At 70.5% G+C, this 2,664-nt stretch carries 4 protein-coding genes; 1 reads left to right on the top strand and 3 read right to left on the bottom strand.

Going from position 1 to position 2,664, the window contains the following annotated elements; genetic code table 11:
• Positions 1-650 (bottom strand): nucleoside recognition domain-containing protein (locus tag KIT86_RS24850; RefSeq protein ID WP_297403384.1); only part of this gene is annotated, 650 nt, incomplete at its 3' end.
• Positions 651-766: 116 nt separating this feature from the next.
• Between KIT86_RS24850 and KIT86_RS24845 the strand changes: the two genes are divergently transcribed.
• Positions 767-1,237: a VOC family protein gene (locus KIT86_RS24845; RefSeq protein ID WP_297403382.1), complete on the top strand. Its 471-nt coding sequence runs from the start codon at positions 767-769 to the stop codon at positions 1,235-1,237.
• On the opposite strand, the gene KIT86_RS24840 is transcribed toward KIT86_RS24845, so the two are convergent.
• Entirely contained in the window at positions 1,228-1,701 is a 474-nt protein-coding gene (locus KIT86_RS24840) for a hypothetical protein (RefSeq protein ID WP_297403380.1), read from the bottom strand. The two genes, KIT86_RS24845 and KIT86_RS24840, sit on opposite strands and share 10 nt — an antisense overlap.
• A gap of 65 nt (positions 1,702-1,766) precedes the next feature.
• Positions 1,767-2,664 (bottom strand): LysR family transcriptional regulator (locus tag KIT86_RS24835; RefSeq protein ID WP_297403378.1); only part of this gene is annotated, 898 nt, incomplete at its 5' end.

The following is a 2,664-nucleotide window of genomic DNA, read 5'->3' as shown; positions in this document are numbered from 1 at the left end:
AGCACGGGCAGCAGGAAGCGCGCGCGCCACAGCGGCAGGCGCTGGCACACCGCCACCGCCAGCACGCCCGCGAGCAACGAGGTGAACGTGACCAGCAGCGTGGGCAGGAAGATGTCCGCCGCGTTGAAGCCCGCGCCCAGGCCCTGTTTGAGCGCGATGCTCTGGCGGATGGCAATCACCGAGGTGGGAATCAGCGTCAGGCCTGCGGTGTTCATCACCACGAACATGATCTGCGCGTTGCTCGCCGTGCCGGGCGCTTCGGTGTTGAGCGTCTGCAGCTCCCGCATGGCCTTGAGGCCCAGCGGTGTGGCCGCGTTGTCCAGGCCCAGCAGGTTCGCCGAGATGTTCATGGTCATCGCGCCCTGCGCCGGGTGGCCTTGCGGCACGGCTGGAAAGAGGCGGCGCAGCAGCGGGCCTGCCAGGCGGGCGAGCAGTTCGATCATGCCGGCGCGCTCCCCCACGCGCATGAGCCCGAGCCACAGCGCCATCACGCCGGCCAGGCCGAGCGAGATCTCGAAACCCGAGCGCGCACCGTCGAACATGGCCGTCATCAGCGCTTGCAGGATGCCCTGCTCGCCCAGCAGCCAGCGCACGGCGGCGGTGGCGAACGCCACGGTGAAAAAACCGACCCAGACCCAGTTCAGCGCCATGGAGAGCGATGGTAGCGCCCGCCGTTCGTCGCGCGGCCGCGGCCGATGTCGAAACGGCCGGGCCTGGCGCGTCGTCAGGTGGCAAGCCCTTCCATTGACCCTGTCAGGAGATGTCCATGCCGACCCAACTCTGCGCCTACCTGTCCTACAACGGCCAATGCGCCGAAGCGATGCGGTTCTACGCCAAGGTGTTCAACGCCCGGCTCGAGGCCCTCATCACCTATGCCGAGATGCCCGGCGGTGAGCCGGTGGCGCCCGAGAACGCCCATCTCATCATGCACGCCTACCTGGTGCACCCGGACTTTGCGCTCATGGCCGGCGACACGCCGCCCGGCATGCCCTTCGCCGGCATCCAGGGCTGCATGATGGCCATCACCTTTCCCACCGTGGCCGAGGCCGAACGCGTGTTCAAGGCCCTGTCGGACGGCGGCAAGGTGACCATGCCGCTGGCCGAAACCTTCTGGGCCGATGCTTTCGGCATGGTGACCGACCGTTTCGGCACGCCCTGGGGCATCAACGGCGGCCCAAGGGAAATGGCCAAGCCCACGGCGGTGTGCGCGGAGCAGGCCGCCGCCGGTCAGAGCTGACCTTCGCTCAGCGTATCGAGCTGGAAGCGGCCGCTGCGGTCCCACAGCCAGGTGTCGACGGTCCGCACGCGGCCCCAGCCCGGGGGATTGGGGAACGGCGCGGCCTGCCGCACAAGGCGGTCGATCTCCGCCATCACCTCCGGCGCGTGGCTGGGCCCACGCAACCAGCGCACCGCGTCCACGCCCCCGCTGCGATCGAGTTCGAGTTCCAGCACGCCGATGGCGTACAGCATCGGCGGGAGCTTGCCCCGGTAGATGCGGTCCGGGTACCGGCGGTAGATGTGGTTCGCCACCGCAAGCCGGTAGCTCGCGTCGGCCAGCGGCGGACGGCTGGAGCCCGAGGGCAGGACCGAGCAGCCCGCCGCGAGCAGGCTGGCCGCGGCCGCGGCGCTGGCCAGCAGCCGGCGGCGCCCGGGCAGCACGGTGGACGTTGGAGGCAGGGTGAGGTCGGTGGTGTGGAGCATGGCGACAGCATAAAGGCCCGTGCAGGCCGGGCCGGGAGCTGACGCACAAGCAATCGCAACAGCTGTTACCGCGCGCCGCTCGCCGCCGGAGCCACCGGCGCGGCCAAAAAACCCTCCTGCAGCAGCAGCTGCGCGCGAATCGCTTCGATGAATGCCGTCACGCGCGCGGGGCGATGGCGCCCTGGCTGCAAGGCCACGTGGATGCCCACCGGCGCCAGCGCCCACTGCGGCAGCACGCGCACCAGCCGGCCGGCGGCGATGTCTTCGCGGCACATCCAGGGGGCCGCCGATCCGATGCCCGCGCCATTCAGAATGGCCCGGTAGCTCGCCGGCAGGCTCGGTGTGCGAAAGGGCGTGTTCAGCGTGACCATGCGCGCGGCCCCGTCGCTGCGGCGCACCAATTGGACCGTGCCCACCACATGCGCGGCCAGCCCGACAAAGGGCAGCCGAGGCAGGCGCGCCAGGGTCACCGGGCCGATGCGCGCCACCAGCTCGGGTGTGGCCACCAGCACGCGTTCCATGGTGCCCAGCGTGCGGCAGACGATGTCCTGATCGGGCACCTCGCCCACGAAAACACAGCACTCCGCACCGGTGGCCGAGAGGTCGGTGTAACGCTCGGCCAGCGACAGCTCCACGCGCAGCCGGGGATGCGCCGCCATCAGGCCTGTGAGCGCGTCGGTCAGGAAGCTGGCGCCATAGCCCGCCGGGCCGATCACGCGCAGCGTGCCCTCGGGCCGGCTCTGGCGACCCTGCAACCGGTCGGACAGGCCGGCCCAACGCTCGCCCAGGTCGCGCGCCTCCAGCAACAGCGTCTGGCCCTCGTCGGTCAGCGAGAAGGTGGAGGTGGTGCGGTTCACCAGTTTGCAGCCCAGCAGGGATTCGAGTTCCACCAGGCGGCGGCTCACCGTGGGCTGGGTGGTGCCCAGCTGGCGGGCTGCCTTGCTCAGCGAGCGCGCTTCGCTA

The sequence above is a fragment of the Hydrogenophaga sp. genome (assembly GCF_026125825.1).
GTDB lineage: Bacteria > Pseudomonadota > Gammaproteobacteria > Burkholderiales > Burkholderiaceae_C > Hydrogenophaga.
The sequence above is the reverse complement of the archived record's forward strand: the minus strand, read 5'-3'. Positions and strand labels throughout refer to the sequence as shown.

Bases quoted from the DNA above. Each gene is read 5' to 3' on its own strand.
- KIT86_RS24845 (WP_297403382.1), top strand. From the start codon at position 767: ATGCCGACCCAACTCTGCGCCTACCTGTCCTACAACGGCCAATGCGCC.
- KIT86_RS24840 (WP_297403380.1), bottom strand. From the start codon at position 1,701: ATGCTCCACACCACCGACCTCACCCTGCCTCCAACGTCCACCGTGCTG.